The sequence below is a fragment of the Pseudoalteromonas aliena SW19 genome (genome assembly GCF_014905615.1).
GTDB lineage: Bacteria > Pseudomonadota > Gammaproteobacteria > Enterobacterales > Alteromonadaceae > Pseudoalteromonas > Pseudoalteromonas aliena.
The window spans coordinates 444,007-465,496 of sequence record NZ_AQGU01000025.1 but is presented as its reverse complement, the minus strand read 5'-3'; the positions used below and the strand labels follow the sequence as shown (position 1 = coordinate 465,496).

Below are 21,490 nucleotides of genomic sequence, written 5' to 3'. Positions count from 1 at the left end.
GTTATCATGGCTAAAGATTTTATATTACCCGATATTGGTGAAGGCATTGTTGAATGCGAAGTTGTTGAGTGGCTAGTGCAAGAAGGCGATACTGTATCTGAAGATCAGCCAATTTGTGATGTAATGACAGACAAAGCATTAGTGCAAATTCCGGCTGTGCATGATGGTGTTATTTCAAAGCTATATTATCAAAAAAGTGAAATTGCTAAAGTACATGCCCCTTTATTTGCTATGGATGTAGCGGGTGAGAGTACTAATAATCAAGTAGTACAAGAGCCAGTACAAGCTGAAAATAAAACTAATGATACAACTGATGTCGTCGAGGACTTTATACTCCCTGATATTGGTGAAGGTATTGTTGAGTGTGAAATAGTCGATTGGTTAGTCGCAGAAGGCGACGAAATAGAAGAAGACCAAGCGGTTTGTGACGTAATGACCGATAAAGCATTAGTGCAAATTCCGGCAAAATATACAGGCACAGTGCAAAAGCTTTACTATCAAAAAGGTGAAATAGCGAAAGTACATAGCCCATTGTTTCAAATGACAATTGCAGGCAGTGCAGCAAAACCAAATATTGATATAAACCAAGCGGTCGTAAAGGCTCAAGCTAATGCTGTCGCTGAAAAAGTTGCCCCTGTTAAAATGCAGCAAGCTGATAAAGTTATCAATAAAAAAGCGGTTGCATCACCTGCGGTTCGTCGCAAAGCACGTGAACTTGATATTGATTTAACCTGTGTACCTGGCAGTGGCAAGAATGGGCGTATTTACAAGCAAGATATTGAAGAGTATATAAAAGGCGAAGTGCCAAATACGATTGATACGTCACCTCTTAATAGCGATGCTTCTCACTGCGCTATACAAAACCAAATGCAGAATAAAATCGGTGGCGTACGAGTCGAGCCTATTAAAGGCATTAAAGCGGCTATGGCAAAGCAAATGATGGCTTCGGTATCTACAATCCCACATTTTACGTTTTGTGATGAAATTGATTTAACCGATCTTATTGCCTTAAGAGGCTCTATGAAAGAGCAATACAAGGCGCAAGGCGTTAAGCTCACTATGATGCCGTTTTTTGTAAAAGCGCTGTCACTTGCAATAAAAGAGTACCCAGTACTTAATTCTAAAGTAAATGATGAGTGCTCTGAGCTGACTTATTATAACGATCATAATATCGGAATCGCGGTCGACTCAAAAATAGGCCTATTAGTCCCTAATATTAAATCGTGTCAGAGGAAAAGTATTGTAGATGTAGCAAATGATTTAACTCGGTTGACCGAGTCTGCTAGAGAAGGGCGTGTTGCACCGGATGATTTAAAAGGTGGCACAATTAGCATCTCTAATATTGGCGCAATTGGCGGTACTATTGCGACACCTATTATTAATAAACCAGAAGTGGCTATTGTTGCGCTAGGAAAGTTACAGCATTTACCGCGTTTTGATAGCAACGGGCAAGTCGTGAGTAGAGCGATTATGCAAGTAAGTTGGTCTGGCGATCATCGCGTTATTGATGGTGGTACGATTGCACGCTTTAATAACGTGTGGAAATCTTATCTAGAAAACCCATCGACAATGATGATGGCTATGAGTTAATAGCTAATTCTTTAATGTATGATAAAAAAACCAGCTTTTAGTTGGTTTTTTGTTTCAAACTTAGCCGCTTTTAATTAAGATACACCTGTTACTAAAAGTAATAAAACATCGCCCTGTAGGGAATATAAAAAATAACACTAAGGAATTATTATGGAATATTACATGAACGCGTTGCGCAGCTACGCAGACTTTTCAGGTCGTAATCGTCGTAAAGCATATTGGATGTTTGTATTGTTTAATACTATTTTTTCAGTAGTTTGTAATGTGATTGATGGTGCACTAGGTACAATGTTTATTGGTTCGATTTATAGCTTAGCACTTTTAATTCCTGGTTTAAGCGCGGGTGCTCGTCGTCTTCATGATACTGGCCGTTCTGGTTGGTGGCAGCTACTTTGGTTAGTGCCTATTATTGGTTGGATAGTTTTAATTATCTTTTTAGCGCAAGATTCTCACGAAGGTGAAAACGATTTTGGCCCAAACCCTAAAGAAGGTTTTGTGGCAGCAGAGTAAATGACTATGTTTTAGCAAAAAGCTCAGCAATTGCTGAGCTTTTTTGTGCTCAGTATTTACAGTCTATTTTTAGATTTCAACCAAAAAATAGAGTCCATAACCTACCAGTAAAGCGGGAATAGATGTATAAAGCGTTGCTATAACTGCAGCCTTGGGAGCCATTGCAATTGCTGGAAATAGAGCATCCCCATCATTAGAAATAGCGTTCCCCGTTAAAGCACTAAAAGGAATAATGCCTTGAATATAAAGTGTTGTAACAATTATTTGCGGGCCACAACCGGGTAAAAATCCAATAAGCACTGCAATAAGCGGTGCTAAATAGGCGTAATGTACAAACCACGTTTTTAAGTCAAGTCCTGCAATGTTAACCAAAATTTCAAATAACATGAATGACGCTACAACCCATGCAGTTACAAAGTGTGTGTCTTGTAATACTTTAATTATTTTAGAAGGCGGGTTACATGCACCGTCTTCTGACGTTACTTCTTGATAGCTTTCACCCTTTGACGAAAATGCCCAAATACTAACAATAAATAATGCCATTACCGCACCAAATAGCGTAATCACAGTGCTTGTACTTGCACCATACTGTGAAAAATCAATATTAAACGCAATCAAAAATGCAATTACAAGGCTTGGTATAATTGCAACCATCCAAACCGGTTTACTGATTTTAATAATGTTAGTTGAGAGTATTTTAATTTGGTGCTTTTGTTCTTGCGCTGTTGGGCATAAAAAATCTTTTTTGTGTATTGTATTAACCAGTAAACCACTGAGTGTACCAACTACTAACCCTATCCCCATAATTAACAAGCCTTCAGTAGGGCGGGTAGCAAGTAATAAAAATGCGGCATCGCCCATTGTAGCTGTTAGCACAGCAACAATAGCACCAAAGCTTGCTTGGCCTTTTGTAAATTGAGTAACCACAATAATAGCCCCACCACAGCCGGGTAATGCACCTAAAACCGCTGCAAAGCTAATTTCTAGAACCGGTGATTTCGCGCTTAAATAACTAAGCTCTAATTGAGGTAAGTGTTCTATAGCGTAGTAATAAATTAAAAGGGTTGTGGCAACAAACACACTCACTTGAAAAAATGCATCACTTAATGCGGTCATTGTTATTTCGCGTAATTGCGGTATTGCAAGGCAAGTTAAAATAAATAAAGGCAGCAGTAAGCGTTTATTTTGGCTCAAAAATCGTTTTGAGGCAGGAGTAATAAAACCAATGTGAGGAAGTGAAATCATACAATGCGACCTAATCAATTAACTAGGTCACACTGTATATTTTAATTAAATGATAATCAATATCATTTGCATCTATTTGAATCGATTACTCTGTTTTAGTTTTTCGATAGCTAAATCTAAGCGAGTTTAAATTTGAATTTAAGGCTGTGATTAAATTGGGCTACTTACGCTGAAATTCAGAGTTTGTATTCCACGTTGGCCACTGTTCTGTTTCAGAAATATCAAAACCTACCTTATAAAATAATTGTAAGTCTTGAACAGCACCCGATAAATCCCATTCATCACGGTAACGGTCACATGGTTGATGGTAACAACCGCGAAGTACTAAGCTCATACGTTTACGGTAATTAGCCGTTTCTTCATCAGCAGCCACGGTGCCGCCACCTGCGTACATAGCCGGAACACCCATGTTCGCAAATGCAAAGTGATCAGAGCGGTAATAGCCACCCGATGACGGTTTAGGATCGCCTGATATTGTTCTGCCTTGCTCTTTAGCTGCAGTTTCTAAAAACTCATCCATTTGTGATTTACCAATACCCACCACATTCATGTCTTTTACTTTGCCTAATAAATTTAAGCTATCCATGTTTATGTTAGCGACTGTTTTATTGGCTGCAATGACTGGGTTTGCTGCATAGTATTTAGAGCCTAATAAGCCTTGCTCTTCAGCTGTTACCGCTAAAAATGTCATTGAGCGGCTAGGGTGCTTAGGTAATTTTGTAAAGGCTTCGGCTACTTCAATTAGCCCAGCGGTGCCCGTTGCGTTGTCGTGAGCACCGTTATAAATTTGATCGCCTTTACGTGTTTTATCTGTACCTAAGTGATCCCAATGAGCTGAGTAAATAACATGCTCATCTGGTTGTTCGCTTCCTGGTAAAGTAGCAATAAAGTTATATGATACTGATTTTTTAATGGTATTTTTAACATTAACAGAAGCAGTTAAGTCGCCCATGTCAACATGGTAAGCACCTTTTGCAGCGTTTTCTTTAGCTGTATCAAAATCTAATCCCGCTTTAGTAAACAGCTCCTTTGCAACCTCAGTTGTCACCCAACCTTCGACTGCAACACGGTCCATGTTGTTGTTTTCTTTTTGAAAACCAAACTGCTCGCCACTCCACGAGTTTTCAACGACCGACCACGGGTAAGATGCAGGTGCTGTCTCATGAATAATAATAGCGCCTGCAGCTCCTTGTCGACTTGCTTCTTCGTATTTATAGGTCCAACGACCATAATAAGTCATCGCATCGCCAGTGAATAAGGCTGGATCTTTTGTAGCAAAGCCCGGATCGTTAACCAACATTACAACTGTTTTGCCTTTAACGTCTAACCCTTCGTAGTCATTCCAATTGTACTCAGGTGCATTAACGCCGTAGCCCACAAATACGAGTTCAGAATTTTCTATGCCTTCTTGTGCGCTAATTCGGCTGCTACCCATAACCATGTCTTTTTTATATTGATAGTCTTTACCACCAATACTAAGCACCATGTTCGAATCCGCTTCTAAAGAAACCAATGGCACTTCTTGTAAGTAACTGTCGCCATTACCAGGCTCTAAGCCTAAAGCTTTAAACTGCGCAGTTAAATAATCAAGTGTTAGCTTTTCGCCAGGTGATGAAGGAGCACGGCCACCAAATTCGTCTGATGCGAGTACCTTTACATGCTTAGCCAGTTCATTTGTTTGGATACTGTTATAACCATTGGTTATGTCGGTAGGAGTAATACGTGATGTTGCACAGCCGGCTAAAATAGCACCAGCAAGTAAAGTAAGAGAGAAATAACGTTTCATATCAGCTCATTTCTTGTTTTAAGTTCTCGTAAGTATATTAACTTCTATTAAGTAGAACCAGTTTTTGCGGTAAACTGTTGTAAAGTTTAAGGCATAAACGAGTAAGTAACTAATAACAATGAAACGTTTTACCCCCCCGGAGCAGTGGCAGCCAAGTAGTCTGCAAAGTGGTGCATTTTTGCATCTAAATACTCTTTTTAAAATTGATGAGCAAATAAGCTGGCCAACACCACAGTGGTTTGCCCCATACCTAAATGCTATTAATGAAAATAATCTACCGATACGGTTTATTGACGATGCAAAAATAGATTTTGGCGATCGTTACTATGAGCAAGTTATTTTTGAAACTGGCGAAGTGCCCACACGCACAGAAAATTGGCATGATCTATTTGGCGGCTTTATTTGGTGTTTGTTCCCTAAAACTAAAGCACTTATAAACCAAAGGCACGTGCAAGATATTGCTGAGTATGGTTTACAACAGCGCACGAAGCACAGAAATGCATTAACACTTTTTGATGAGTGTGGTGTTGTGTTAGCAATAAGCGAGAATAAGTGGAAGCAGTGGCTTTGCGATCATCAATGGAAAACTGCATTTGTTGAGCATAAAAATGAATGGGGTAAAACTATACAGCCATTTATGTTTGGCCATGCAAATTACGAAATGCTAACTAAACCTTATATAGGTTTAACGGGCAAAGCTTTATTTGTTTTTGTACCAGATGAAATATTTTGTAAAGATTTAGCAGCTCAATACCAGTACCTAGATCAAGCCCTTTATGAGATGATTAAAATTGATAATTGTTTAGCCGATAATAAACAGCTTTCACCATTACCATTATTAGGTGTGCCTGGTTGGCATGATGAAAATACAGATGAAGCATTTTATAACAATACGGACTACTTTAGACCGAAACGAAGGACACGAGCATGATAGAAGTTGCTGGGCTTAAAAAGAAATTTAAGCTAACGAAAGACCATAAAAAAAATAAAGTCGACGAGATAGATCCCCGCGAAGACAAAGATTATTTTCATTCAGTACGTAACGTTAGTTTTAGCTGTGCAAAAGGCGAAGTACTTGGTTTATTAGGTCCTAATGGCGCGGGCAAAACAACCACGTTACGGATGTTATCAACGGCATTGAAACCAGATGAAGGCAGCATCACTATTGCAGGTAACGACATAGTTAAAAAGCCATTGTTAGGTCGCAAATCTATTGGCTTTTTATCTGGCTCTACCGGGTTGTACGGGCGTTTAACCGTAAAAGAAAATATAGAATATTTTGCCAAACTTCACGGCATGAAAAAAAATGATATAGCCTCGCGTTGTGAAGAGTTATTCACTTTACTCGATATGCATAAGTTTATAGATAAGCGAGCTGAAAACTTATCAACGGGTATGAAACAAAAAGCGAATATAGCCCGTGCAGTTGTTCATCGCCCAGCAGTAGTTGTACTCGATGAGCCAACAACGGGTTTAGATATTATGACTACACAAACCGTCATTGAATTTATTAAAGGTTTAAAAGCACAAGGGACACCCGTTATTTTTTCGACCCATCACTTAGACGAAGTCGCGTTATTATGTGACCGTGTTGCGGTTATTAATGAAGGTATAAGCTGTTTTGATGGCACTGTTGATGAGTTTAGAAAAGCAGGTAACAGTGACGAATTAAACCAAGCGTTTATGAATATATTAACGGAGAAGCATGATGTTTGAGGTATTTAAAAAGGAATTAAGAGAATTACTACGCGATAAAAAAACACTACTATTCGTTGTTGCATTGCCTGTTGCTATTTTCCCACTGATATTTGCTGTGATGGCGTTTATGAGCTCGCAAGCCGCGCTTGATGCAGAGCAAAAAGTAAATACCTATGTAATTATTAATGGCCAATATGCACAAGAGTTTACAGATAAAGTGTTTTATCACAAAAGTTTCGAGTTATATAAAGGAACTAAAACTTTTAATACGATTGAAGAACTCAAGGCTGGCGTTATCGCCGGCGATATTGATATGGGTATCTACCTACCAAGCCAAGCACAGCAAACACTTAATAACGGCAAGCAAAGTAAGTGGGAAATTGTTTTTAATGATGCTAAATCTATTAACTTTTTATTTGAGCGCGTAAAAGAACTTGCAAAAGAATACAGTGATGTGTTGCAAAAGGAAAAGTTACTTAGCTTTGGTGTTAATGAGTCAACGCAAAAAGCCATTTTAAATCCAATCGAAGTCGTTAAAGTTGATACAGCAGATAAACGTGAAAATTTGGGTGAAAAAATCGGTGGATTTTTACCATATTTACTTATTCCATTAGTCTTAATGGGCGCTACATATCCTGCAATCGACTTGGGCGCGGGCGAGAAAGAGCGTGGCACTCTTGAAACATTATTATTGACGCCGATTACGCGGACTGAACTAGTACTCGGTAAATTTATTACGTTGTTAACAACCTCTATTGCTAGTACAACCATAACCGTTTTAAGTATGGGCGTTTGGGTTGCACTTGCATTAGCATTTGCAGATTTAGATTTCATCAAAGCCGCGTTTAGTACATTAGCAGTTAGCGATTTACTGATGATATTTGTATTACTTTTGCCAATTGCTGCTATATTTTCGGCCTTAGCGCTGGCTATTTCTATTTATGCACGTACGTTTAAAGAAGCACAAAACTATATGGCTCCACTTAGCATGGGTGTATTTTTCCCTATTATTATTTCAATAATGCCAAATATGGAACTTAATGCCAAAACAGCATTTATTCCTGTTACAAATGTAGCTTTAGCAATTAAAGAAATAGTAAAGGGCACTGTAGATTACACGTTTGTTGGTTTAATCTTTTTAGCAACAGCAATTATAGCGGCAGCGCTTTTGGCATTTTGTGTTAAATGGTTTAATCGTGAAGATGTTTTGTTTAGATAGCGTGTTTTTAAATTGGTAAGCAAGTTATGAAAGGTAGCCTTCGCTACCTTTTATATTTTTAATTAAAGAGAAAAAATATAAAAGGCCGATACTGTTCTCGCATTATCACTACCTTCAGCTCTGATTGTTTTGCTAGGGCCTGTGACCTTTCAGGATTAAAATTTGTTTAATCTAGGGGCTATTTAATCGCGACGCGAGGTTTGTAACCTAGTGGGCTAAGTAAAAACCGAGCAACAAAGAGTAAATTGCCCCTAGAAAGAACCCAAAGGGCAGTGCATGTCTGGCATTTATGCTGAGTTATCGCCTATTTATATGGAATAACCACACTACATAGGCTTTGCCTTGCCTAAATACCAAACAGTCTGCTGCAAATTCAACCTCGAAAGATAAACAGGCCCTAGTAATAATTCAAGCAATTAGTATCCAAGAAAAAACTCTATGCAATCTATACAAAATAAGTTAAAACTGAAAATGGCAAAAAACAAAAAGAAACTGGTATATCTCTAGAAAAATATGATTAAATATCAGCTCTAATTACTTTAATGATTTGAGTAGTTAGGTTCAATTTTTATTAATGGAATGAATTATTAAACTCAAAAGGAGCTGTTAACCCTAATATAGGGCTAATAGAAATTATTATGGAACAACAAAACCAACAAACACTAACCAACCTTGTATATGATATTTATGAGGATCCTTCCCTAATAGAAGATCATCAAGTGCTTATTCAACCTTTACTCAGCGACTTAGTGGCTAAAGCGCCAGAGGGCTTTGAGGGTATGGCTACTATGATTAATACGCATATTTCAAACGGCTTTAAGTTTAAAAACCCGAAAATTCAAAAGTTTGAACTCGAATCTGGGTTGTTAAAACTTAAAACGTACTTGCAAAAAGTTAACCTTTAATACCAACCTTTATATTTTGTTAAGTACTCACTTGTTTTTCATGTTCTTGCAGCATTCGTGTTGCATTAACTTTTTTCACTTCAAGGATGATAACTGACACTCATAAATACGAGTATTTTAATGCTGTTTTTACAGCCTTTATTCGTTTATTTAGCGTTTTTTAGACATATTGCTAGGCATAATAGTAGGAAGTAAAGAAAATAAGCTTGACCAGAGATGATGCAATAGGACTTACCATAGCAAGTTTTATATTTTTTGGGATTATAAAATTAATTATTGTTGCGGTCGCGTACTTTGTTACTGATGACTCTACACACGTTACAACACCAAACTTAAGTCCTTCAGTTGAAGAGCCTTCATTGACTATTAGCCAATTTTTTAGCGTGGACTATTTATATAATCAGTTTTGGCCTTCGCTGTATTTTTTAGCCTTAATGGTAGTCACCTTAGTATTAAAAATTATTGAGTATCGATTTTCATTTAAAGAGGCGCTATCAAGTATTTTAATTATGCTTAGCGCATTATTAGTAGGTATTTTTCCTTTATTTGGTGGTGCTTATCTTTTGGGGGTAATCGCTAACTTTTTTATTTTTTCATATTTTGTTCTGCGTGTATTGAAATAGATAAAATAGGGGATGCATCAGGAGGGGCGATTGCTATTTTTTATGGTTACATATTGATGATGGGACTTGGGCTTAGCGTTATTTGTAAGCTTGTTTATGAAGTGTTTTTTTAGTAAATAACCTATTGAGTGATGACTGTGTTTTGTTCTAAATGCTTGCGGTTGCCTTTGTATCCAATTAGACTGAATTTTAGACAATATGGCAATTCATCAATATTTATATACTTTATAAACGTCATTAAATAGCAACACGATAAGTATATTTTAAAGCGAATATTTGGGAGCTTGTATATTTTGTTATCACGTTTTAAAGCTTACTTTTTGGTAATTGTATCTATTACCATTATTTTTACTACAACACAGGCTTGTGCAGATATGTTTGGTTTTTTTAATAAGCAAGATTTTGTTTTATCGGCTTCAGTAAAGGGGCAGTTATTAGATGATGGGCAACCCGTTGCAAACACAAAAGTAACGAGAACGCTTACTTATGGCGATGAATATATAGATGAGGCAACAACAGATAGTGATGGGTATTTTTCATTTCCAAAAAAAGCGATTAAGACGTCAAAACCATCAAATATGTTCGACAACGAGTCACTAATTCAGCATATATATTTAGAAAATGGGACACCAGAGGGCATTGTATTGTGGTACGTGACTGTGTCTTTGCATGAAGAGAGTAGTACGTTAACTGAGCTGTTAACCAGTTTAGTGTGTGATATTTCAAAAGAGCCACAAACATATGACTTACCAATAAAAGAAGCACCTGAACACGTTTTTACAATTTATACGACGTGTAAAATCTAACTTTTTGACAGACTCATTCAAAAGGACTTTATATGAATACTTTAACACCTATGCAAGCAGTACAAATGGCGTCGCTTGCTTATAAAGCTAAAAGCATTAAAAGTACGACTTTACTAAACAACTCCCTGCACCCAGCTTTACGTGGCAATTTCAACTTTGGGGTAAACTCAGAAGCTGTGCAAGGAGTGTCAGGTGGATTTTTTTCTCATTTGTTTGGTCTGAGCACTGGCTTTGGTTTGTTAGGTCATGGGCAAGGCATTTACCAAGGTGATTCAGTTATAACAATACGTGGTACAGCATCTTTACGGGATGGACTAACTGACGCACATTTTGGTTTAAGTGGCGGCGCAAACGGTAGTATGGTGCATGCGGGGTTTAATAAAACATTTTATTCGATGAAACCTACGTTGCAAGAATTTGTAACGGCAAACATTCGAGATAAAATAACAGGTTGTGTTCATATTGTTGGCCATAGTTTAGGCGGCGCTTTAGCTACACTTTCTGCCGATTGGATAAAAGCAGAATATTCTCTACCTGTGCAGCTTTATACATTTGGTTCTCCCCGTGTAGGCTTAGATAATTTTGCTAGAGCAGCAACATCAAGAATTGATAAAATTTACCGTTGTACTCATGGCGCTGATCCAGTAGCTAAAGTCCCTTTATGGCCATTTTCGCATGCGCCTTATAATGGTCAAGAAATTCGTTTAGATAATGGTCAAGGCTTAAAAGGCGCCGCACATAAATTAAACGGTACGCCTGGCTATATTAACACGGCAAATAGCAGTGATTGGAATAACTTAACAGTACAAGCTAATCATTTTTTAAGTACACCCGTACGTTTACGGTTTGAAGATAGAAACCAAGCTTCATTTAATGCACATTGGTCAGATAAATTAAGTGCAGCATTAATTACGTTGTTAAAAGATGCCGGCTATTACAGTGCGGTTGCTGCACAAGCGGCCATTGGAACAGGGTTAACTTTTTACGATATGCTTGCACGTACTTTAGATAAAATAGCAAAAGCATCAGCTTCTTTTGCAGCGCAAACCTTAGGCTTGCTAGGGCATATGTTAGTGTTTGCAGGTAAAGTGATTAGTACAATGGTAGAACTAACGTACAGCTTTATAAAATCAGTATTCGATTCAACACTCGGCGCTTTATACAGAGCAGCCAGAGAAGGTTTAAACGGTCTAGATTAGGCTGTTGGTAATTTTATTAGAATACTTTGTGACGAACCTCTCTCAAGCTGATATTTTAACACTGCAGAAGTTAAATTCACTTGAGATAGGCGTGCTGACGAACATTAAATTCAGAGTATCAATCAAATAGTGATAAAAGCTAAATGCTTTTACTTATTAAGTTTACCTAACAATACTGCACCACTTTGACTATCTCCCAAAAAATCATCTTTATTATAGATAGGGCAACTTTTAAGTGACAAGCAACCGCACCCAATACAATCATTTACTTTGTCACGTATACCTTGCATATAAGCAATTCGTTCATCAAGTTGTGCTTGCCATTGCTTAGAAAGCGCTGACCAATCTTGTTTTGTGGGTGTTCTATTATCGGGAAGTGTTGCTAACGTATTTTTAATTTCATCCAGCGTTATTCCCATTGCTTGTGCTGCCTTTATAACTGCAACACGCCTTAATACATCAGGCTTATAGCGTCGCTGGTTACCAGTATTACGCCAACTTCTTATTAGCTGTTTAGTTTCGTAAAAGTGCAAGGTTGATACTTTAACACCACTTCTTTTTGCTACATAACCAACTGTTAAATTAGCTTCTGTGAGTTTTTTTTGATCCGTGTTCATTATTTAACTCCATGAGTTGACCTCAATGTAACTTGAGGTTTTAAGCTGCGTACAACATAAAAAAGGAACTAACAAAATGCAACAAAAACTTAATCGCAGTACGGTTATTATTTATTCATCAGCACGTAAAAATGGTAATACATCGGCTCATGTAAATAGTTTTGCTGAGCAAAATGATGTGCGCGTTGTGTGCCTAGATGATTATAAAATCCCTCCTTATTGTTACAATAAAAATTATAAGAATGACGATTTTTACCAGCTGTTTGAATCACTTTTAAATTACGACCATTGGGTATTTGCGTCTCCAGTATATTGGTACAACACAACAATACAAATGAAGGCTTTTATAGATAGAATCACAGATTACATGGACGATGAACACTTAAAACCAAGATTACGCTTGCTGCGTAGCAAAGATTTTTCGTTGCTATCAAATGCATCATCTATTGAGGCCCCAGAGGTGTTTGTACAGATGTTTAAACAAACTTTTAACTATTTAGGGATGAGTTTTGTAAGCCATCAGCATAAAAAAACGCAATCGGCAGTATAATCCGCTGCCTTTTAGGCTTTGCTTCTGGTAATTTATTAGATTGGTCAACATGCCCTAGTTACGCAATAACACAGGAATGTTTTATGAAATACTTATTATTGCTGTTTTTTAGTTCGCTTTCACTGGCTAATGAACTGGCTATTAAAGACTTTGGTTATTTTTACTCTGTACCGGAGCATGCAAAAATTAACGACTCTACCGTATTTAAAATAGTGTTTGATGTTGCACAAGGGGCTAAAAATGGTGAGCAAAATAATAATATAAATTCACTGGCGCGCTTTATTAATATGCATGTAGCGCACGGTGTTAAATCAGAAAATATTCAGCTTGCGTTAGTGGTTCACGGTAGTGCCAGTTTAGATGTACTCGCTAATACTGAATATAAAAAACGTTTTAAAACCGATAATAAAAATCAACGTTTAATTAAACAATTACTCGCTAACAATACCGTTGTTTATGTGTGTGGTCAGTCGGCTACGCATAATAAAGTTTCGCCAAAGCAGTTAATTGAAGGTGTGCAGATGTCGCTTTCTGCCATGACTGCCCATGCGCAATTACAACAACAAGGCTATACGTTGAATCCATTTTAATGATAAAAAACATTTTATGTTTTGGCGATTCTAATACTTGGGGACTAGATCCGAGTACAGGTAAACGCTTTGACGAAAACACTCGATGGACAGCGAGATTAGCCAAAAAATTAGGTCCGGATTTTAACGTAATTGAAGCAGGGCAACCTAATCGTACTTTAATAAATCTACCGCCATTTGATGGCGTGCTTTGTGGCGTACGTTATTTAAAACCATATTTAGAACAGTATTCACTTGATGTAATTATTATTGCACTTGGGACAAACGATCTTAAAAAACGTTTTAACCTAACGCCTAAGCAAATTAGCCAAGGGCTTGATTGCTTAATACGTAAAGTTACGTGCTTTTACGATATAAATAAACAACCTAAAATACTCATTCTTAGTCCTGCTTATATAAAAACAGTAGGCCCTTATAAGCACATTTATCAGGGGGCTGAGTGTAAAAACGAAGCAATGTCTGAGCAGTTTAAGAACGTGGCGTTTGACAATGATGCGCTCTTTTTTGATTTACAAAGCGTGGTAAACGTATCGCCATTAGATGGGATCCATATGAGTACTGATGGACACTATAAAATAGCGGATGCCGTTTTTAAAATAACTAGGGCGTGTTGACCTTTCGTGATTGATTTTGCGCAGACTGTTTGGTATTTAGGCAAGGCAGAGCCTATGTAGTGTGGTTATTCCCCATAAATAGGCGATAACGCAGCATAAATGCCAAACATGCGCTGCCCTTTGAGTTCTTTCTAGGGACGATTAACTCTTTGTTGCTCGGTTTTTACTTATTCTTACAGGGATGTAAGCCATTAGAGTAACGCAGGAGCAGTTACCGAGCCCACTAGGTTACAAACCTCGCGCCGCGATTGAATCACCCCTAGATTGAACAAATTTCAATCCACAAAAGTCAACACGCCCTAGAGCGTGTTTTAGTTTGATTTAAAGTTAAGGAAAAGTTTAATAGACCCTAACTTATTGGCATTTAAAAATAGTTATGTAATTATAAAATGTCATTTATAATTACATAACTATTTAGCCGATAAGGATAGAATGAAAAAATATCAGCAAAAATCAGTAATTGCAGTAATTGCAGTATTAACCGGTGTAGTAGTTTTTGTAATGGGAAGTTTAATTTTACTGTATTTTGCTGGTCATAAATTAGCCGCTACGGTTAATGATGACGCTAAGCATATTATTAAGCACATAGATGCTGCAGTTGAAGAAAGTAGTCGAATTCTCATTCCATTAAATACACGCATTTTTACGCAGTGCGACGATGCAAACTTGCTCGAAATGCGCCGTGCATTATTTGATGCTAAATATGTCATCGATATTGGTTTTTTCAAAAATGATCAATTAGTTTGCACTACAGGTGCAGGTTTACTTAGCAAAGTGATAGATGATAGAAAACCAGATTTTATTCGCCCTGATAGTAATGTCAGGATCCGTTTTGAACCTAAACTACGTTTGTTACTTTTTAATGGGCGAGAGATGCCAGTAGTTATAGTACGTAAAGGCAGCTATAACTTGATAATAGATACGACAGCATTCGTAAATGGTTTAATTACAGCTCATCGTTGGGAGGCAAGTTATAAAGCAGGCAGTAAACTGCATCATTTAGCTGGTCACAACGGACTCTACGATGAAATAACGCACCAGCATCAACTTCCTTTTGAAACTCTATTAAAGTGCAGTGATAGAAGCGCAGGTTATTGTGTTGCAGTCCATATACCGTGGAGCCAATTTTTTGCTAATAATCAGTTATTATTGGTTATTTCACTCATTCTAAATTGTTTGGTTGGTGTATCAAGTGCGTTTATTATTGACTTTCAAATTGCAGCACGTCGCTCGATAAAAGTTCGTGTATCTAAAGGATTGAAAAAAGGCTCTTTTTACTGGACTTATCAACCTATTATTTGTTTGCAAACAGGTAAGGTGGTAGGTTGCGAAGTACTTGCCCGTTTTGAAGATAAATACGGTGTGCTTTACCCGGGTGAGTTTATTTCGCAGATCCGTAAACACCATTTAACATGGTCGTTTACTGAAGCTATGATTGCAAAAGTACTCGAAGAGTTAACACCCTTAGAAGCGTTACCTCAGGGCTTTAAAGTGTCGTTGAATATATTTCCGTGTGATTTAGAGCAAGGCAATGTCTCGCTTTTGACACAAATACCCGAGCTCACGCACTCTCGGTTTATTATTTGCCTTGAAATTACCGAGGATGAATACTTAGATACCAGTATTGCGCATGCGCACTTTAGGACATTGGTCGAATCTGGCTTTCACTTGTCACTCGATGATTTTGGTACTGGTTATTCTAACTTGAGAAATTTGCAAAATTTGAGTTTTCATCAGTTAAAAATAGATCGAACATTTGTGCAAGATATCGCCACTGAGGGTTTAAAAGCTTCTATGATCCCTAATATTATGGAATTGGTGCATAAATTTAATTATACCTGTGTCGCTGAGGGGATTGAAACTAATGAACAAGAAGCGATTTTAAAAACTGCGGGTGTGCATTTTGGGCAAGTCTGGAAGTACGGACGACCCATGACAGTGGCTAAATTTAAGACATATTTAACCTGAACTCTGAATAATAAATCTATCTCAAGCCGCTATTTTTAGTGCTAACTGCGTTGCATTTACTTGCAATAAAGTCGTTATTAACGCGTAAATCCGCCTTGTTATTACTAAAAATCTTTGGCTAGAAAAAATAAGTTTAAATACCTTCTAATTCAGTTGGTTAATAAATACCTTAACTCGGGCATGTTGACTGTTTGTTGCTCGGTTTTTACTTATTATTACAGGGATGTAAGCCATTAGAGTTACGCAGGAGCAGCTATCGAGCCCACTCGATTACAAACCTCACGCTGCGACCGGGATTGAATCGTCCCTAAGTTGAACAAATTTCAATCCACAAAGGTCAACACGCCCTAGAATTCAGGTTATTTAAAACAAACGACTTAGATCTTTATGCCTAGATTAAACGTATATGCATGATATTTATAAAATTTAGAATAGGGCTTTATGATGATCAAATCAATGTTAGTTGCTTGTGCCGTTGTACTCCTTAGTGCATGTACATCCCAGTATCCAAATCAACAAGTTACAGGTAAACAGTTTCCAAGTATTAGTGGCGAAAGTTTAGAAAAAAATATGGTCACTATCCCCAGTGATTTTAAAGCAGATAAAACCTTGATTCTTATTGGCTACAAGCAAGATAGCCAATTCGATATAGACCGCTGGTTAATTGGTTTAGATATGGCAGGGACCACGCTTCCCACTTATGAGTTACCTACTATTGCTGGCATGGCACCCCGTATGTTTAGCTCATTTATAGACAGTGGTATGCGCAAAGGTATCCCTAAAGAATTGTGGGGTGGAGTGATCACCATTTATAACGATGGTGAAGCTGTACAAAAATTTACTGGTAACCAAAGACCAAATAATTCTCGAGTAGTGCTTATAGATAGCAATGGTAAAATTTTATATTTTTACGACCGTGGGTTTTCTGTAGATGCGCTAAATAAATTAAAAGCGCGTATAGAATGATCAGAATGCTTGCACTCTTTACTCAATATTTTGTGTTTTAGTCGCCTTAGGCTAACGACGTTAAAAATTTCTGATGTACGACTGCATGGATGCAGGGTAATACTATAGTGCTTTTTTTTATTGGTTATGTTAATGGAAAGAATAAAAAATGAAATTAAAATGTCAAAATTATTTGTAAGTCGTATATGTTTTAGGTAATGTGAGATAAACGTTTTAGGGACGAAGTCTATGTCACAACAGTTATCAGCATTTGTAAAAACTACTTTTCAGTCATCTTTTCATTCTCAAAGCTACACGGCTATTTTAAGAACACTCCATGCTCTTTTTAGTGATGTAAAAATGGATGATACGCTTCCACAAGCAGATTTTCGCTCTAACCACACTTTATATTTAATAGATGGGAGTACAAGTAATTGGCATGACCTTATTCCTGCTGATGTTATATGTTTAGCTAAGCAATATAATGTGGTTATCTTTAATGTTGAGAGCGACGTGGTGTGTGAAAAAAATTTATTACTGAATCATATCAATGGGGTATTTTATAAGTCAGATGCTGCGGAAATAATCTTCAGAGGCTTAGTTAGAATCAATGCTGGCGAATTATGGTTTACACGAAAAATCATATCGAAAACATTTAAAGATATTTTGTCTGTTGCGTCTTCGTTCAATTCATTTAATGCAGATATAGAGCTAAAACAAGATGATTACAACCATTTAACTAAACGCGAAAAATCAGTTATTCATCTCATCGCGCAAGGCGCAAGTAATCACACGATTGCTGACAAACTCAATATAAGTGATCACACTGTAAAAACACATTTATACAGCGCATTTAAAAAAACACACTCTCGGAATCGAGTCGAGTTGGCTAACTGGGCACAACGCTACATTTCTGTATTGCTCCCAATGGCCTAAGGCTTTAATAGGAAATCTCTTACCAAAGCTCAGGTTAAACAAATTTTTATAAAGAAGGCGACTTTAAATCGCCTTTTTCATTGTTTATGTTATTAGCTTACTTTTTTTGCCCATAACCCTTTATCAATACCTTTGGTTATAAGATCTGTAAGTGCTTTTTCTATTGCTTGTGTTACACAAATACTCATAGGTTCGTTATCACTAAAACCGGCTTCAGCTTCGGCTAATCGCTTGTAACTTACATATCTAAAAAAGCCTGCACGCATTTCTTGGCTTAGTACTTTTTTACTGGTGGCGACACTGAGTAATACTTGTCCTGTACGAACGTCCACGGCTCGTAGATATATTGAAATAGCATCTTCTCGATAGAGTTCTGATGCACCAATACCAAAATATTCCATTCCTAACCCTCCCGTTTTTACATTGGTATCGTAGCTGATAATACCGCCCTCTAAAATAATCTTTGCCGTTGTAAGTGGGGGGAGATCAGCTTGGTTAGGATTGTCTGATTGAGCCGCGCGTATTATCTTTCGCTCAGTTAAAATATTTTGTAACCCTTCACGTTCAACAGGTGTAAACCAATCTGACTCATGCAGGGCTTGTATGAGTATAGAATTTGCTCCTTGGGTAACCGCTGTTGAAAATGAGCTCACGTTTGTTTGTGGTTTGTACTGACCTGTTTGATCTCTAAATGAGTACACTGATACCGGTATACTGCCAACAGGTTTAGGCAAGTTTTTTAAGTCCGAAAATAATTCAGTAGGCGCTAAGCTGGCTGCTTTTTGTTGCGATGGTGGGATTAAGTTACCTAAACTTGCGCAGCCACTTAAACTTATTAATATTATTGTTATTAGTAGTTTATACATTATCCAAACCTCGGCACTTCAATGATCACAACCGTATCATCAATTATATTTGTGATTTTTACTGTAATGGTATCAGTGGTGCTAGTAATAATTTCTATTTGATAATCGCCACTCATAAAAATTGAATCTTGATTAAAAATACTGTTTTCAGGGTCTTCACCAAAGGCCATATCTGTAATTTCTCTGACCATACGATTTAAGTAGGTGCGCTCTAGAGAGTCTTTAAATTGATCGGCATACCCTTTTTCGATTACAGGTGCTTTATGCTTATTTTGAGCCTGTGCTTTACTTAATAACATATTTGCATTGAGAGGGTTCCCACCAAAACTAGGGTTTATTGGGGTGTAAATTATTTCAGTTGCAGTAGCTGAAAAGCTTAATGTTATTATTATAAATATTATTTTTTTCATTTTACCATCCATTTACAGCCATATCAGGTGTGGATACCGTCATATTTGAGCGAGCCATGGCATCAATAACAGTATAAACTGCTTGCTCAACGCGTTCATCAAGCGGTTCTAGCCTACGGCCTAAGTAAGTTGCATAAACAAGTTGATTATTCATTATTAAAGAAAGTTTTGTGCCAGCTTTGGGGATCACGGTTTCTTTTATCTCAATATTAAAGCCAGCTGTTGAGGGTAAATCTCGCCAGTAGTTAGAAAATTCGTAATAAAATTGATGACCAAAACGGCTAATACTTCTATCGAGTAATAAACCATCTATTTCAAGTTCTTCGGCATATACACTCGGTAAGAAGCAAATCAATAGTGTGAAGATGTATCCACACAGGTTATTTTTATTTTTTTTCATTATTAAATAGGGGAGAGCCACTCTCCCCAGCCTTAGTAATACCAAACTGCATAAATTTTTGATCAATTTAACAAATTAAATTGCACTATAACGTCGTTAAAAATTTTGTATTTAGAACAACTAGATATAAAAATTTTTGCCTAGTTCTAGCGTAATTTTCTTAACATTAAATAGACCCCATATATAAGCAGATTGGTATAATTACATTTGCGTAATTGTTGTTGCGTTTCCATCACCCATTTGAGTAACCGATACCGTACTGTTTACACCAATCACTGAACCTTCAACAATATTACCGTTACCCATTTGAGTTACGTTAAATGTTACGTTTGCACCGCCAACTAAAAAGGCAGATTGTTCCGTGCCACCAACCCAGTTACCTTCGCCTGTTTGTGAAATATCAATACTGTGATCATTGCCTTCAACCATCATATCGATGGCATTTAAATCACCACTTTGCGCTATATCAATTTGGTTATTATTACTCTCTAAAATACCTGCGAGAGTTACAATAGCTTCATTTTCGGCACCATTTTGCGCAATATCAATATCATTATTATTAGAACTTAGTGATACATCTGGGTATGAAGACTGTACAAGCACCGTATTTTCGTCGCCAGATTGTACTAAATCCACATCATTATCAGAGCCATTAAAATTAGCTAAATGAACTGAGTTTGTTGCACCCGTTTGATTAACCATAAATTCATTATCTGAACCAATAACGCCCATGTAAGCTTCATTAGCTGAGCCTACTTGCATTGTTGTTAATTCATTATTATCGCCCACAACATCTATTGTTGTTAGGTTATTAGCATCTACCTGGGTGATGGTTACTTCATTATTCGATCCTTCAAATAAGTTAGATGCTATCTTGTTTGATGAACCTTCTTGATCTAAATTAATTTCGTTATCATCACCTTTCACAGCAGCAAATGTAACAGCATGTGCATCACCATCTTGCTCTATTTTAAGCTCGTTTGCGTCACCTGAAATATCGCTTATTGTTATCGCATTGCGCTCACCGTCTTGTTCAATTTCAAGCTCGTTATCGTTACCTTGTAAAGAACTTACTTTGAACGTATTCCAGTAACCCGCTTGCTCTAAATCAAAGGTATTTTGATCGCCAGTGAGAGTCGTTATTTCAGCTTCATGCCATTGACCTGTTTGAAGTGTGTTTACTTCATTTTCATTACCTTTCATATCGTAGTTGTAAAACCAATGACCACCAGCACCTTGCTCAATATTAATGGTGTTATCATCGCCAGCAATTTTATTTATAGCTTCGTTATTGACGAGGATGCCTTGGCCACTTTGCATCACTGATAGGGAGTTATTATTACCCGTAAGCTCAGTTAACACACCATTAGCAACACCATCTTGAGTATATATTTGTGTATTACTATCGCCGGTAGTTGTTACACCTGTGAAGTTACCTGATTGAGTTTGCGTGACTGTTGTATTATTTTCATTACCCGTTGTTGCAATCTCAAGAGCATTGCTATCACCATTTTGGGTTAGCACTGCGGAGTTGTTATTTTGCGATTGAGCTAAAGTTATTGCATTAGCAGTGCTGAGCGTCGAAATTTTTGTCCCAATTTCAGAGTTTGATACTGCTTTATTGTTAGTGTCAGCATATGAGGCAAAACTTGTACCCATTGCAATAGCAATCGCACAGCTTAAAAGTGATTTATTTAACTTCATTATTTTCTCCTTGAGATAGTAAAATCAAATACCTTAAATGTTATAGGTTTTATAAGGTACTTGGTGTTTCAGCATGCCGTGCTGATATAAAGTTTTGTGATCCGCTTGATTTACTTTGTAAGTAGGTAAAGCGTTATTGATAATTGAAAGGAATAAATACCAAACATCGTTGTTTTTTAACTAATGCGACTTTATGTAACCTCGCAACGTCGTATTAACTCTACATAGAATTTCACATTCTTAAATCATCTTTTTTTACCAAATAATTAAGCCTTTTTTTTCAATGAGTTGAATTTTTATTGTGTATTT

General features: G+C 37.1%; 22 protein-coding genes. 15 read left to right on the top strand and 7 right to left on the bottom strand.

Annotated features, from left to right (window positions below; all coding sequences use genetic code 11):
* The first annotated feature begins 6 nt into the window (after positions 1-6).
* Positions 7-1,590 carry a dihydrolipoyllysine-residue acetyltransferase gene (locus PALI_RS07615; protein ID WP_193155465.1) on the top strand — a complete coding sequence of 528 codons (1,584 nt, stop codon included), beginning with the start codon at positions 7-9 and terminating at the stop codon, positions 1,588-1,590.
* A gap of 150 nt (positions 1,591-1,740) precedes the next feature.
* Positions 1,741-2,100, top strand: coding sequence for a DUF805 domain-containing protein (locus PALI_RS07610; protein WP_193155464.1), 360 nt, complete (start codon positions 1,741-1,743; stop codon positions 2,098-2,100).
* A gap of 69 nt (positions 2,101-2,169) precedes the next feature.
* Here PALI_RS07610 and PALI_RS07605 read toward each other — a convergent pair whose 3' ends face one another.
* A complete protein-coding gene (locus PALI_RS07605; protein WP_193155463.1) occupies positions 2,170-3,345 on the bottom strand; it encodes a putative manganese transporter in 1,176 nt (391 codons plus the stop codon).
* Between the two features lie 160 nt (positions 3,346-3,505).
* Positions 3,506-5,131 (bottom strand): M28 family metallopeptidase, encoded by a 1,626-nt coding sequence (locus PALI_RS07600; RefSeq protein ID WP_193155462.1) that lies wholly within the window; start codon positions 5,129-5,131, stop codon positions 3,506-3,508.
* A gap of 118 nt (positions 5,132-5,249) precedes the next feature.
* Between PALI_RS07600 and PALI_RS07595 the strand changes: the two genes are divergently transcribed.
* The 7 genes from PALI_RS07595 to PALI_RS07565 all read left to right on the top strand — a co-directional run bounded on the left by PALI_RS07595 (position 5,250) and on the right by PALI_RS07565 (position 11,581).
* Complete coding sequence (locus PALI_RS07595) at positions 5,250-6,062, top strand: DUF3025 domain-containing protein (RefSeq protein WP_193155461.1); 813 nt, start codon at positions 5,250-5,252, stop codon at positions 6,060-6,062.
* Positions 6,059-6,847: an ABC transporter ATP-binding protein gene (locus tag PALI_RS07590; protein WP_138586355.1), complete on the top strand. Its 789-nt coding sequence runs from the start codon at positions 6,059-6,061 to the stop codon at positions 6,845-6,847. Before PALI_RS07595 ends, PALI_RS07590 begins: the two co-directional genes overlap by 4 nt.
* Positions 6,840-8,048 carry an ABC transporter permease gene (locus PALI_RS07585; protein WP_077538017.1) on the top strand — a complete coding sequence of 403 codons (1,209 nt, stop codon included), beginning with the start codon at positions 6,840-6,842 and terminating at the stop codon, positions 8,046-8,048. Before PALI_RS07590 ends, PALI_RS07585 begins: the two co-directional genes overlap by 8 nt.
* Before the next feature lie 638 nt (positions 8,049-8,686).
* The gene (locus PALI_RS07580) at positions 8,687-8,953 is read left to right on the top strand and encodes a hypothetical protein (RefSeq protein ID WP_193155460.1); all 267 of its coding nucleotides are present in this window, start codon (positions 8,687-8,689) and stop codon (positions 8,951-8,953) included.
* 206 nt (positions 8,954-9,159) lie between these two features.
* Positions 9,160-9,576, top strand: coding sequence for a hypothetical protein (locus tag PALI_RS20100; protein ID WP_226894518.1), 417 nt, complete (start codon positions 9,160-9,162; stop codon positions 9,574-9,576).
* 293 nt (positions 9,577-9,869) lie between these two features.
* Positions 9,870-10,382, top strand: a complete 513-nt coding sequence (locus tag PALI_RS07570) for a DUF6795 domain-containing protein (protein WP_193155459.1) — start codon at positions 9,870-9,872, stop codon at positions 10,380-10,382.
* Positions 10,383-10,414: 32 nt separating this feature from the next.
* Complete coding sequence (locus PALI_RS07565; protein WP_193155458.1) at positions 10,415-11,581, top strand: lipase family protein; 1,167 nt, start codon at positions 10,415-10,417, stop codon at positions 11,579-11,581.
* Positions 11,582-11,730: 149 nt separating this feature from the next.
* Here PALI_RS07565 and soxR read toward each other — a convergent pair whose 3' ends face one another.
* Positions 11,731-12,198 carry a redox-sensitive transcriptional activator SoxR gene (gene soxR / locus PALI_RS07560; RefSeq protein ID WP_138584265.1) on the bottom strand — a complete coding sequence of 156 codons (468 nt, stop codon included), beginning with the start codon at positions 12,196-12,198 and terminating at the stop codon, positions 11,731-11,733.
* 76 nt (positions 12,199-12,274) lie between these two features.
* Here soxR and PALI_RS07555 point away from each other — a divergent pair, with 76 nt between their 5' ends.
* The 6 genes from PALI_RS07555 (at position 12,275) to PALI_RS07530 (ending at position 17,801) form a co-directional block, all read left to right on the top strand.
* Entirely contained in the window at positions 12,275-12,748 is a 474-nt protein-coding gene (locus tag PALI_RS07555) for a flavodoxin family protein (protein WP_193155457.1), read from the top strand.
* Positions 12,749-12,831: 83 nt separating this feature from the next.
* Positions 12,832-13,338 carry a DsrE family protein gene (locus tag PALI_RS07550; RefSeq protein ID WP_193155456.1) on the top strand — a complete coding sequence of 169 codons (507 nt, stop codon included), beginning with the start codon at positions 12,832-12,834 and terminating at the stop codon, positions 13,336-13,338.
* The gene (locus PALI_RS07545) at positions 13,338-13,952 is read left to right on the top strand and encodes an SGNH/GDSL hydrolase family protein (protein WP_193155455.1); all 615 of its coding nucleotides are present in this window, start codon (positions 13,338-13,340) and stop codon (positions 13,950-13,952) included. The genes PALI_RS07550 and PALI_RS07545 overlap by 1 nt, the downstream gene beginning before the upstream one ends.
* 432 nt (positions 13,953-14,384) lie before the next feature.
* Entirely contained in the window at positions 14,385-15,920 is a 1,536-nt protein-coding gene (locus PALI_RS07540) for an EAL domain-containing protein (protein WP_193155454.1), read from the top strand.
* Between the two features lie 444 nt (positions 15,921-16,364).
* Positions 16,365-16,886 carry a hypothetical protein gene (locus tag PALI_RS07535; protein WP_193155899.1) on the top strand — a complete coding sequence of 174 codons (522 nt, stop codon included), beginning with the start codon at positions 16,365-16,367 and terminating at the stop codon, positions 16,884-16,886.
* Positions 16,887-17,114: 228 nt separating this feature from the next.
* Positions 17,115-17,801 (top strand): helix-turn-helix transcriptional regulator, encoded by a 687-nt coding sequence (locus tag PALI_RS07530; RefSeq protein ID WP_193155453.1) that lies wholly within the window; start codon positions 17,115-17,117, stop codon positions 17,799-17,801.
* 92 nt (positions 17,802-17,893) lie between these two features.
* Here PALI_RS07530 and PALI_RS07525 read toward each other — a convergent pair whose 3' ends face one another.
* From PALI_RS07525 to PALI_RS07510, 4 genes are all read right to left on the bottom strand, one after another.
* A complete protein-coding gene (locus tag PALI_RS07525; protein ID WP_077538006.1) occupies positions 17,894-18,667 on the bottom strand; it encodes a CsgG/HfaB family protein in 774 nt (257 codons plus the stop codon).
* Positions 18,667-19,089, bottom strand: coding sequence for a curli assembly protein CsgF (locus tag PALI_RS07520; protein ID WP_077538005.1), 423 nt, complete (start codon positions 19,087-19,089; stop codon positions 18,667-18,669). Before PALI_RS07520 ends, PALI_RS07525 begins: the two co-directional genes overlap by 1 nt.
* Positions 19,079-19,477: a curli production assembly/transport protein CsgE gene (locus PALI_RS07515; protein ID WP_077538004.1), complete on the bottom strand. Its 399-nt coding sequence runs from the start codon at positions 19,475-19,477 to the stop codon at positions 19,079-19,081. Before PALI_RS07515 ends, PALI_RS07520 begins: the two co-directional genes overlap by 11 nt.
* A gap of 201 nt (positions 19,478-19,678) precedes the next feature.
* Positions 19,679-21,181: a curlin gene (locus tag PALI_RS07510; RefSeq protein ID WP_193155452.1), complete on the bottom strand. Its 1,503-nt coding sequence runs from the start codon at positions 21,179-21,181 to the stop codon at positions 19,679-19,681.
* Positions 21,182-21,490 lie beyond the last annotated feature (309 nt).

Coding starts and splice junctions, on each gene's coding strand:
- PALI_RS07525 (WP_077538006.1), bottom strand. CDS start 18,667: ATGTATAAACTACTAATAACAATAATATTAATAAGTTTAAGTGGCTGC.
- PALI_RS07605 (WP_193155463.1), bottom strand. CDS start 3,345: ATGATTTCACTTCCTCACATTGGTTTTATTACTCCTGCCTCAAAACGA.
- PALI_RS07580 (WP_193155460.1), top strand. CDS start 8,687: ATGGAACAACAAAACCAACAAACACTAACCAACCTTGTATATGATATT.
- soxR (WP_138584265.1), bottom strand. CDS start 12,198: ATGAACACGGATCAAAAAAAACTCACAGAAGCTAATTTAACAGTTGGT.
- PALI_RS07595 (WP_193155461.1), top strand. CDS start 5,250: ATGAAACGTTTTACCCCCCCGGAGCAGTGGCAGCCAAGTAGTCTGCAA.
- PALI_RS07590 (WP_138586355.1), top strand. CDS start 6,059: ATGATAGAAGTTGCTGGGCTTAAAAAGAAATTTAAGCTAACGAAAGAC.
- PALI_RS07530 (WP_193155453.1), top strand. CDS start 17,115: ATGTCACAACAGTTATCAGCATTTGTAAAAACTACTTTTCAGTCATCT.
- PALI_RS07585 (WP_077538017.1), top strand. CDS start 6,840: ATGTTTGAGGTATTTAAAAAGGAATTAAGAGAATTACTACGCGATAAA.
- PALI_RS07565 (WP_193155458.1), top strand. CDS start 10,415: ATGAATACTTTAACACCTATGCAAGCAGTACAAATGGCGTCGCTTGCT.
- PALI_RS07610 (WP_193155464.1), top strand. CDS start 1,741: ATGGAATATTACATGAACGCGTTGCGCAGCTACGCAGACTTTTCAGGT.
- PALI_RS07550 (WP_193155456.1), top strand. CDS start 12,832: ATGAAATACTTATTATTGCTGTTTTTTAGTTCGCTTTCACTGGCTAAT.
- PALI_RS07520 (WP_077538005.1), bottom strand. CDS start 19,089: ATGGATGGTAAAATGAAAAAAATAATATTTATAATAATAACATTAAGC.
- PALI_RS07545 (WP_193155455.1), top strand. CDS start 13,338: ATGATAAAAAACATTTTATGTTTTGGCGATTCTAATACTTGGGGACTA.
- PALI_RS07615 (WP_193155465.1), top strand. CDS start 7: ATGGCTAAAGATTTTATATTACCCGATATTGGTGAAGGCATTGTTGAA.
- PALI_RS07555 (WP_193155457.1), top strand. CDS start 12,275: ATGCAACAAAAACTTAATCGCAGTACGGTTATTATTTATTCATCAGCA.
- PALI_RS07510 (WP_193155452.1), bottom strand. CDS start 21,181: ATGAAGTTAAATAAATCACTTTTAAGCTGTGCGATTGCTATTGCAATG.
- PALI_RS07515 (WP_077538004.1), bottom strand. CDS start 19,477: ATGAAAAAAAATAAAAATAACCTGTGTGGATACATCTTCACACTATTG.
- PALI_RS07540 (WP_193155454.1), top strand. CDS start 14,385: ATGAAAAAATATCAGCAAAAATCAGTAATTGCAGTAATTGCAGTATTA.
- PALI_RS07600 (WP_193155462.1), bottom strand. CDS start 5,131: ATGAAACGTTATTTCTCTCTTACTTTACTTGCTGGTGCTATTTTAGCC.
- PALI_RS07535 (WP_193155899.1), top strand. CDS start 16,365: ATGATCAAATCAATGTTAGTTGCTTGTGCCGTTGTACTCCTTAGTGCA.